The organism is Parafrankia sp. EUN1f (genome assembly GCF_000177675.1).
Taxonomy (GTDB): domain Bacteria; phylum Actinomycetota; class Actinomycetes; order Frankiales; family Frankiaceae; genus Parafrankia.
Window position 1 is genome coordinate 1 of the sequence record NZ_ADGX01000356.1, and the last position, 1,495, is coordinate 1,495.

At 70.2% G+C, this 1,495-nt stretch carries 1 protein-coding gene; it reads right to left on the bottom strand.

Annotation, left to right across the window (positions count from 1 at the left end; translation table 11 throughout):
* Positions 1 to 27 precede the first annotated feature (27 nt).
* The gene (locus FREUN1FDRAFT_RS39045) at positions 28 to 1,251 is read right to left on the bottom strand and encodes an IS110 family transposase (protein WP_006545980.1); all 1,224 of its coding nucleotides are present in this window, start codon (positions 1,249 to 1,251) and stop codon (positions 28 to 30) included.
* Positions 1,252 to 1,495: the final 244 nt, after the last annotated feature.

The window sequence follows — 1,495 nt, forward strand, 5'->3', positions numbered from 1 at the left end:
AGGTCAGACATCCCATGTTTTTGGATGTCAAGGGGCGGGTGCGAGCGTGACGTTCCGCGGCCAGGCGGTTGCCTCGTCGTAGGGGGTATGGGTCTTGAGGCAGCCATGGAGGATGCCGACCAGGCGGTTGCCGAGCTGGCGGAGGGCGGCGTGGTGGGACTTGCCGCGTCCGCGGACGGTGTCGTAGTAGGCACGGGCGCCGGGCGAGGCGTTCAGGGCGCAGAAGGCCTGCTGGTGCAGGGCGTCGGCGAGCCGGTTGTTGCGGGCGTAGCGGGCCATGACCACGGTCTTGCGGCCTGAGGCGCGGGTGATCGGGCTGGTGCCGGCGTAGTTGCGGCGGGCTTTGGCGTCGGTGTAGCGCTTCGGGTCGTCCCCGAACTCGGCGAGCACCCGGGCAGCGAGGACCGTGCCCAGGCCGGGCTGGGACAGCAGGACCTCAGCGTCCGGGTGCTCGCCAAAATGGGCTTCGACCTGCTCCTCGAGGCGGGCGACCTCGGCGTTGAGCGCGGTCAGCAGACCGGCCTGGGCACGCACGACCGCCGCGTAGGCCAGCGTCGAAGCCGGACCGACGGGTAGCTGCTCGGCCCGCAGCGTGGCCCGGATCGCGGCCGCTCTCTCGGGGATCTTCCGCCGGCGGGCCCGTTTCAACACGGCGCTGATCTGCCCGACGGTCAGCCGGGCGGCCTCGGCCGCAGACGGCGCCTTCGCGAGAAGTTCCAGCGTGTCGGGGGCGTCGAGGTCGTCGAACGCGACGAGGGCGGCTGGGAACGACTCCAGCAGCGCGGAACGCAGCCGCTGGACCTGCCGGGTCCGGTCCCAGACCAGGCTCTGATGAGCCCGGGCAACGACCTTCACCGCGTCGGCCAGGTCGCTGTCTCCGGCGACCTGGCGCAGCTGGTGGCGGTCGGTACGGACCATGTCCGCCAGGGCGTGCGCATCACCGGCATCGCTCTTCGCCCCGGACGTCGAATACCGCTCCCGGTAACGAGCCGCCTGCAGCGGGTTCACCGCGATCACCTGGTAACCGGCGGCGACCAGCGCGGACACCCACGGACCACGGTCCGTCTCGATCCCGACCACGACCTGGCCAGGGTCAGCGTCCTCGGGAAGATACCGCCCGACCATGGCGTGCAGCCGGGCGATGCCCGCCGCACCCTCCGGCACCCTGGCCTTCGTCAGCCGCCGGCCGGTCTCGTCCTGCACCTCCACATCATGGTGATCTTCCGCCCAGTCGTCCCCGACGAACAGCACCCAGGCCTCCTTCGCACCGGCAGCAGTTCCGGCAGCCCACGGGAGATCCACCACGCCCTAATGGTCAAGTGGTCACGTCTTGCTCGACGGCCACGACATCCCATCAGCAGTCAGCTCTCCCGACCACCGGCAGGGGCACGGTCTGACCTTAGGACTCGACTTCGGTCCAGAGGCGCGGAGTGCTCACCTACCAGCGGCTACCGGCACCGAGCCTGCCCTACAGCGACCCGGTACGTCCCATTAA